This window comes from Acinetobacter sp. Tr-809 (assembly GCF_011753255.1).
Classification (GTDB): domain Bacteria; phylum Pseudomonadota; class Gammaproteobacteria; order Pseudomonadales; family Moraxellaceae; genus Acinetobacter.
In genome coordinates this window covers 801,320-810,022 of sequence record NZ_VWVZ01000001.1, presented here as the reverse complement: position 1 = coordinate 810,022, position 8,703 = coordinate 801,320, and the positions used below count along the sequence as shown (strand labels likewise).

Annotated in this window: 6 protein-coding genes; 1 reads left to right on the top strand and 5 read right to left on the bottom strand. The window is 41.3% G+C overall.

The genetic code is table 11. From position 1 onward, the window contains the following. Nucleotides 1-166 (top strand): FAD-dependent oxidoreductase (locus tag F3J02_RS04125; protein ID WP_023274585.1); only part of this gene is annotated, 166 nt, incomplete at its 5' end. Nucleotides 167-215: 49 nt separating this feature from the next. Here F3J02_RS04125 and F3J02_RS04120 read toward each other — a convergent pair. From F3J02_RS04120 to dnaE, 5 genes are all read right to left on the bottom strand, one after another. Beyond that, on the bottom strand, nt 216-2,234 hold the full coding sequence (locus F3J02_RS04120) for an alpha/beta fold hydrolase (protein WP_167247824.1): 2,019 nt from the start codon (nt 2,232-2,234) through the stop codon (nt 216-218). A gap of 124 nt (nt 2,235-2,358) precedes the next feature. Continuing rightward, nucleotides 2,359-3,258, bottom strand: coding sequence for an ABUW_2363 family tetratricopeptide repeat lipoprotein (locus tag F3J02_RS04115; protein WP_167247823.1), 900 nt, complete (start codon nt 3,256-3,258; stop codon nt 2,359-2,361). A gap of 113 nt (nt 3,259-3,371) precedes the next feature. Next, a complete protein-coding gene (cysE, locus tag F3J02_RS04110) occupies nt 3,372-4,184 on the bottom strand; it encodes a serine O-acetyltransferase (RefSeq protein WP_167247822.1) in 813 nt (270 codons plus the stop codon). Further along, nucleotides 4,177-5,016 (bottom strand): RNA methyltransferase, encoded by an 840-nt coding sequence (locus tag F3J02_RS04105; protein ID WP_171525997.1) that lies wholly within the window; start codon nt 5,014-5,016, stop codon nt 4,177-4,179. Before F3J02_RS04105 ends, cysE begins: the two co-directional genes overlap by 8 nt. 13 nt (nt 5,017-5,029) lie before the next feature. Further along, nucleotides 5,030-8,593, bottom strand: a complete 3,564-nt coding sequence (dnaE, locus tag F3J02_RS04100) for a DNA polymerase III subunit alpha (protein WP_167247821.1) — start codon at nt 8,591-8,593, stop codon at nt 5,030-5,032. Between the last annotated feature and the right edge of the window lie 110 nt (nt 8,594-8,703).

The window sequence follows — 8,703 nt, the reverse complement described above, 5'->3', positions numbered from 1 at the left end:
TCGTGGTGAGATCGTGATTAATGATCGCAATGAAACCAATGTTAAAGGTGTCTTTGCTGCGGGTGACTGTACGACTGTGCCATACAAGCAGATCATTATTGCCACAGGTGAAGGCGCGAAAGCATCACTGTCTGCTTTTGATTATATGATCCGTTCTGGTGTTTAAATGAATTGATCTAAAAAAGCCCCAAATTATTGGGGCTTTTTTATTGTGTTTAGTTCTTTGGTTTATATAAACCATGATCGACAAGGTGTTCACGCAAAATCCGACGCAATTCCAAAACTGCTTCAGGGGTCTCTTGGATCGAGTGACCACCAGTAAAAATCTTCTCAGAAACAGCGCCATCTAGATGTGCGCTTTTATAAGGAACGATACCGTCTGTAATGACATTTGGATCGTCGCTTTTGGTGATATTCCCCATAATGGAGTGAAAAACCAGTCCTTTTTCTGGCGGAATAGAGGCAGTTAATTCCATGAACTTTGACTTTTTACTCAAATCACTTGGACCATTTTGAATCACATCATTGGTCAAGGTTTTGACAAAATCTTTTAGATCCATGTCATCACTGGTGAGTGTGTCCGCCAAAGTGGTCAAGAAGGTTGCAGGTAATTTGATGATTTTACGTGCCGCCAGTGTAAACCAACGATCCGCAAAATCTGTCCCGCGATGTGGCGCTGCCAAGAAAATAGCCCGATCAAAATTGGTTATCGGTTGCATTTTAAGTCGTTCACCAATCACTGGGTGTTTACGTAAACGAGTTTGCTGACGACTATTCATCATGGTCAGGGCTTGTTTAGAAATATCAGCATTACTGACTAAAAGTCGGCTAATAATTCCACCCATACTATGACCAATTAAAACTGCATCTTGTGCTGCAGCGTCTTTATTATTGAGTGAACCAAAGGCTTGTTTTAAGAGTGCGTAAATCTGGAAACGGCTTTCTAGAATTGGCATATTGGTTGAATAAAACACTTGCCAAACTTGATAGTGTTCACGCAGTACCGCATCACCCATAATATCATTGGTCACTGCAATCCATGCCTCAGGGCTGCTGGCAAGACCATGTACCAATACAATCACTTTCTTGTTTGGATTATACGGTTCGAGCATGTATAAATGTGGCATGGTGAGATGCTGATCACGATCAATTAAAGTTAAATAGGCTGCTGCACCTAGATTGTTTTCAGCTAGCCAGAGCCCATAAGGTGCAGAGAAATTGGCTGCAAGCGAATATTCTTTACCTGCAATACTAACTTTCTCTACGCTATATGGGTCATAAACCTTTACTTCAAAGTTTGGGTTATTTAAAACATCATTGACTGTTGCTGCTGCATTCTTAGGTTGTGCAATAATGGTTGCAGCTAAATAACGTGCTTTATGAATATTGGGGTTAAGTCCATTTGGGTAGCTATAACTTAATGGATCAAGAATATATTTATTTTCACCATGGGTGGCATCTGTCGAGGGGAAGACAGCAACGAAATCTGAGCCGAAACCATCACGACGGTTGATTGCTCTTAAGCCTGAAAAGTTCATGTTATAACTAGAAATAAATTTTTCCAGTTTCATATTTTGAAGTCGTTGATAGGATTGAATATCAATTGTATACGTGCTTTTACCAATCTGAATGGTTGGGGTTATGGTCTTGGATGGATTTCTAAGACTATGTACATTTACCAGTTTGGTTAAGGCTTGATTGTAGAAGTCTCGAATCTGAACTTGTCTATTATCAAAAATCCGTTCTTGCGGCTGTCGAGCCGTCTTAAATAAATAAGCATAGCTATAGCGGATACTTTTATCCAAAGCTTCAAGTTCTTGGTCTAAACATTGCTCATAAGTTTTCTGGATCGCTTGTTGTTCTTGCTCTGGCTTATGTTTCGTCAGTTTACTGACCTTACATTCAGAAGTATCTGAAATAGCAAGTGCTTTAGATAGATATAATTCACTAGCTGTTGATAGCAATTGTTCATCTTGTATCTGTGGGATTTTATGTAAGTCAGCAATACACTCATTTGGTGTCTGCATACATATTTTGGCTTCTTTGCCTGACATAGATAATACATTCAGGCTCGCTTCGCTGAGCTTCTTTTGCGTGAGAATACTATTACGTTCGTTAGCAATCGTCACATTGAGAGCTTGTTGTTTGATACTGACAACTTGGCAGCCACTCATCACTAGGGTGCTAAGGAGAGAGATAAGAAATAAACGCTTATTCGGTGTAAATGCTAGCATGATATGTCAGCAAGTTCGCTGGAAGATTGTAGCTATAATACGAAAATAGAATGTTTTTTCAATGACTGATAAAAAAATAGACTGTACACGACAGTCTATTTTCTAGAGCAAAATTTGCAAACAATTAGTTTAAAACTTGCCACATATTCCAGCGTTTTCCAGTTTCAACTTCTTTGATTAAGCGATCGGTTACTTCCGCTTCATCTGGATAGCTCACTTTATAGTTCTTTAAGGTTTGAATTGCATTTTTCTTTTGCTCTAACCAAAGATAGTTATTTGCAGCAGAAAGATAAGCTTCTTGTACACCACCTTTCATGGCTTTATCTAAATATGGAATCGCTTCACGCTGACCGCCACCTTCAGACAAGCCAAAACCAAACCAGAAATTGGTTTCTGCATCGCTTGGGTTGATAGCAAGAATACGTTGGGCATAAGTCAAAGATTTTGAAGTATATGAGGTACCCAAGTCTAAATTACGTGCCATTACGCTTGCTTTAAAAGCACGAGTCAAAATATCTAAAGAAGCATTTGGCTTTTCAGCTAAAGCATCTAATTTTTGAGTGGTTTCTTTCAGCTTCACTTCATAACCTTTACGTTCTTGACGTTCAGAGAAACGAGGTGGGTAGTGACGTGCTTTACCTTCAACTAGTTGTAAGAAATCATCGATTTCAGTCACATCAACTTCATTGTCGCCAGCGAGAACTGCATATTTCATGCTGCGTTGTTTGCTGTCGATTGTTGGAATAATCAGTTTATTGATATCCAATGTTGTCGATTTTGAAGGATCACTCTGTAATGACACAACCATTTTTGTGACAGGCTGAGCAGCCGCATCTTTGATTGCAACTTCAAAGCTAGGCGGAGCATCATATTTAATTGGATTTAAAGCATAGAATGCAGGAGTTGGATCTGGTTCCTTGAACACAAAAGGTTCAGAAGCCTTGTCTTTTTTAACTGGGGCAATACCACAGGCCGTCAAAAAAGAAGTTGAAAGTACAAGTAATGCCAAAGGCTTAAAATTCATGCTTTACATCCATTAATTTTAGTTAAATGAGAAGTAGATCGTTGGTTTTACCAGTCTAGGAAAAGCAAAACCAACTTGCAATGAGAAGCGTGTTACATTTTTTATATATTTGATTAGGTTGCCGAAGTTTTGTTCTGCGCTTCGCACTCACGTCTAACTTCTTCAATGATTTTAAGTTCTTCTTTACTCAATGGTTGAGATTTTGAGTTCTGTGGTTTGAAATTTGGGTCAAGTTCAGACAATCGCTTGCAGAGTACATTCATCTGTTTTTCATTTTTTTGCATACGATCTAATAAAACACGAATACCTTCCAGGATTGGATCAGATTGATCCTGCGTGGTGGCATACGGTTGGAAACCGATGCTTTCGGCATAGTCACGACGGCTTGCTTCATCTGATTCTATTTGCGTTTTATCTTTAAAAATATAGCGGGCAGGGTTACCAACGGCAGTGACACCTTCAGGAACTTCTTTCGTCACAACTGCATTTGAACCGACTTTAGCGCCTTTATGTACTGTAAATGGTCCCAATATTTTTGCCCCAGCACCGACCACAACCCCATCTTCAAGAGTTGGATGTCGTTTGCCTTTATTCCATGTAGTGCCACCTAAAGTAACGCTATGATAAAGCGTGACATCATCTCCGATCTCAGCTGTTTCACCAATCACTACACCCATGCCGTGATCGATAAAAAAACGTTTGCCGATTTTTGCACCTGGATGAATCTCAATGCCAGTTGCAAAGCGGCTAAAAGAAGAAAGTAGGCGAGCAGTGCCTTTATATTCTTTTTTCCACAACTCATGAGCCATACGGTGCATGATTAAGGCGTGGATACCAGGGTAAGTGGTCAGGACTTCTAAAGTATTGCGGGCTGCAGGATCACGCGCAAATACAGCTTCGATATCTTCTTTCAGCTGTTTAATCATGATTATGATCCTCCGTATTCGTTTTTTTCCATGAACCATTGGCTAGAGCTTGTACGCGACTGAAAATCCCACGTAATAAATGATACTCCATACGATCTAATTGTATCCTTCCAAACAGACGACGCAAGCGTAATGGGAGTAAACGGGGATTATTCGGGTCAAGAAACTCAATCTCAGTTAGCATTTTTTCAAGATGAGGATAAAATTCTTCCATCTGCTGTTGCGTAACCAGAGGCTCATCCCATTCCATACTTTGCTGTTGTTTAAGTTGCATATGATCGGCTGGCGTTTCTTGTGCTTGACTATTTTGCTCAAGCGCAGCCATTCTCAACTCATAACAGACCACCTGAATGGCCTGTGCAACATTGAGAACACCATATTCTGGATTCACTGGGATGGTTAAATGGTAATTGGCCAAAGCGAGTTCTTCATTGGTGAGACCGCGATCTTCACGGCCAAACACGATCGCAATATTTTGTTGTTTGGTCGCTGCATGTAATGCTTCTTTGGCAGCAGGACGAACATCAAGTAATGGCCAAGGAATGGTGCGACTTCGTGCGCTGGTTCCAAACACCATATGGCAATCTTGAATCGCTTGTTCCAAAGTTTCAACAATTTCAATTTGTTCAATTAAATCTTGTGCACCTGCTGCCAAAGCATCAATATCTGGATGCGGATAGGTTTTCGGCGCGACCAATACAAGTTTTGATAAACCCATCGTTTTCATTGCACGTAAAGCACTACCGATGTTGGCTGGCAGGGTGGTATTGACCATAACAATACGCACATGATCCAAATGTTTGGACACGTTATTTGAGTCAAACAGGTTCATATATTATCCAAAATTAAGAATATTGAGAGGCTTCAGCCTGATAGAGATCAAGCGCTTCATCCATTGACATATTTTCAGGTGGTGGAGCAACCACACTGACTTTAGGTGCTTCGGCAACTTTTGCCGCTTTAGACTTCACTTGGTATTCAATGAAGATGGCTTCTTTACCAAAGTAATCACGTAACTTTCCAAGCAATTCATCCAGCGGTGCAACTTTCCATTGTGCACCAAGATGTAGCTCTGCTGTGGCAAAACTTTGATCAAGCTGGATGTGTAAACCAATATGTTGGCACATATCGACATTACAATAAGGTAAAAGTATTGCCTGTAAATCTTTGGCCAAAGATTTTGTCATTAAGTCTTGCGGTAGGCGAATTTGAATGCTTTGCGCACGTTTTTGACGAATTTCATTTAAGCTAAATGCTTTGCTCAAGCGCGCCATTGGGCGATCAAAGCCCTCACGCTCATAGATTTCACCTTCAATCACCACAACTTGTTCAGGGCGAACAATATCTTTATAGCGTTGGAAGCGTTCATGGTTACAGCTGATTTCTACACGAGCGGTACCATCATCTAGGGTGATCATAATACGGTTCGGGAAGTTGGCAATATCAACCACTAAACCCGCAAAAACAGTGGTGACACCACGGCGTGTCGGAGTAAGTTCATTTAGTTTGGCTGGAACAAAAGACTTTAATTCTGGACGATACACATCAATCGGGTGACCTGTGAGGTACAAGCCAAGTGTATCTTTTTCACCTTTTAAGCGAACTTCATCTGACCATGGTTTTACCGGTTTAGCTGGCTTACGTTGGACTTCTTCTACTTCACCGAATAAGTCCATGATGCCAGTTTCACGGTTGCTACGCGCTTGATCAGCCGCTTGTACTGCTTCAGGCAATTGTGCCATTAAGCTTGAACGTTCAATACCTAAGCAGTCAAGGGCACCCGCACGAATCAAGGCTTCTAAGGTTCGTTTATTGATTTTTTTCAAATCAATACGATGGCAGAAGTCGAATAAATCTTTATATGGGCCTTCATTTATACGTGAATCAATCACCGATTGCATCGCTTGTTCACCAACACCTTTGATCGCGCCTAGACCATATACAATGGTTTGTTCATCGCTGGCATGGAAATGATACAAAGACATATTCACTGAAGGTGGTAGTACTTCGAGTTTGTTATTCCGACAATCATCAATCAAGAATACAATGCTGTCAGTATTTTGCATTTCCGATGATAAAACGGCTGCCATAAATTCAGCAGGGTAATGGGCTTTTAACCAAGCCGTATGATAGGCAACTAAGGCATAGGCCGCGGCATGGGATTTGTTAAAGCCATAGCCTGCGAATTTTTCCATATAGTCGAAGATATGGTTGGCTGTGGCTTCATCAATATCTTTTTTCGCGGCACCTTCAGTAAAGATCTGGCGTTGCTTGACCATTTCTTCAGGTTTCTTTTTACCCATGGCACGACGCAGTAAGTCCGCACCACCGAGGGTATAGCCAGCACAGAATTGTGCGGCTTGCATTACCTGTTCTTGGTAAACCATGATCCCGTAGGTTGGTTCCAGTACACCTTCAAGCAATGGATGCAGATATTCAAACTCACCTCCATGCATACGATGGATAAAGTCAGGAATCAAGTCCATTGGACCCGGACGATACAAGGAAACGAAGGCAATAATTTCTTCAAACTTACTCGGTCGTGCTTCCTTAAGCATCTTCTTCATACCGACGGATTCAAACTGGAATACCGCTGTGGTATTTGCTTCGGCGAAGACCAAATAGGCATCTTTATCGTCGAGTGGGACGTTGGAAATATTCAGTGGAGTTTCAGATTTGATGCGTTTATTAATATTTTGAATTGCATCTTCAATGACGGTTAAGTTACGTAGGCCCAAGAAGTCAAATTTAACCAGACCTGCCGCTTCAACATCATCTTTATCGTATTGTGCAACACGGTTAGTACCATCAGCATCACAAAGTACCGCTGAATAATCGGTAATTTTACCAGGCGCAATAACCACACCACCGGCATGTTTACCCGTATTACGGGTAATTCCTTCAAGTTTGAGCGCCATTTCCCAGATTTCAGCCGCATCATCATTGTCAGGATTCGATGGGTTGGTAACGATATCTTTGAGCTGTGGCTCCATGTCAATCGCTGTGGCCAAATCGACACCCAGCGGTTTGGTTGGAATCATTTTTGAAATACGGTCAGCAAGACCATAAGACTTACCTAAGACACGCGCTACATCTCGGATGGCACCTTTCGCGGCCATGGTACCGAAGGTAGCGATCTGTGATACTGCTTGGCGACCATAGTTTTGTGCAACATATTCAATGACACGGTCACGACCTGCGATACAGAAATCGACGTCAAAGTCGGGCATCGAGACACGTTCTGGGTTCAAGAAACGTTCGAAGAGTAAGTCGTAACGTAATGGGTCAAGATCGGTAATTTTTAAACTATAGGCAACCAGTGACCCTGCACCTGAACCACGTCCTGGACCAACAGGCACACCATTATTTTTTGCCCATTGGATGAAGTCCATAACGATCAGGAAGTAGCCTGGGAACCCCATTTTTAGAATAATATCAACTTCGTATTTGATTCGTTCATCATACGGTTTACGAATTTCTGCCCAATCGTCATCACGTTCTTCAATTGGATAAAGATGGTTTAAACGTTCTTCCAAGCCTGTACGAGATAAATGCTCGAAATAGGTGTCGATGGTATAGCCATCTGGAATCGGGAAATCTGGTAGGAAATATGTACCGAGTTGCAATGCGACATTACAACGTCTTGCAATATGGTAGGTGTTTTCAATGGCACTTGGAATATCTGAGAATAGCTCAGACATTTGCTCACCAGTTTTGAAATACTGTTCTGTACTATAGTTTTTAGGACGCTTGTCATCACCTAAAACATAGCCATCGGCAATACAAACACGAGCCTCGTGTGCTTCAAAATCATCTTGCTTAACAAAGTGCACATCGTTATGCGCAACCACACCAATTTGATATTTTGCAGCAAGTTTTACCGCTTGCTGAATAAAATCTTCTTCTCCAACGCGTTCAGTACGTGTTAAAGCCAGATATACGCGATTACCAAATTTTTCAATCCATGCTTCTAATAAAGGTTCAGCTTTTTGTGGATTGGAAGAGCTCAACATTTTGCCGACATCACTATGTTGCCCAAGCAGGACAATCAGGTCTTCGGATTGCTCAAGTATCCATTCTTTTTGTACGCATGGGAGACTGAGTTGCTGTCCCTCAATAAAGCCGCGTGAAACAATTTCAGTCAGATTACGCCAACCTGTACTGCTCATGGCCAATAAAGTTGCACGGTGTTCAGCATCATTCAAGCGAATGACACTACCTAAAATAGGCTTAATGCCTTTTTTTAAGCATGATTCATAAAATTTGACTGCAGCATGAAGGTTGGATAAGTCAGTCAATGCCAGTGCGGGCATTTCATCTGTTACGGCAGCCTTGACCAAATCAGGTATGCGAACAATCGATTCCGTGATCGAAAATTCTGTGTGGATACCGAGATGAACAAACCGCATAGAAGGACTATCCTTTTTTAAAGCAACGCATAGTTTAGCATGCAAACCGAAAATGACATGCTTAATATTTTGGCAAACCGTGTGTTTGCTTTGTTATTTTTATAAAATGT